Genomic DNA, 298 nt, shown 5'->3' with positions numbered 1-298 from the left:
TGTCGCAGGTTCGAATCCTGTCTTCCCGATTGATATTAAAAAGTAAGAACACTAGTTGTTCTTTTTTAAGTGCTCTTTTCTACCATTTGTCAAGTATATCAAGGGCTTTAAGTAAAAAAAGAGATAAGACAGTAGCTATTCTGAGGTTACTGTCTTATTTTTACCACTTATTGATCCATAAAAGGGCATGCTAAAAAACACCTCATCTGGTATTTTTTGAAACAAGGTGTTATACTAATACGGCATAGATAGCCTTATCGATTCTGGGTCAAAGAGTAATCGTAAAGTTTGTTATGCG

Source organism: Streptococcus sp. HMSC071D03 (genome assembly GCF_001812125.1).
Lineage (GTDB): Bacteria > Bacillota > Bacilli > Lactobacillales > Streptococcaceae > Streptococcus > Streptococcus pseudopneumoniae_N.
The sequence above is the reverse complement of the archived record's forward strand: the minus strand, read 5'-3'. Positions refer to the sequence as shown.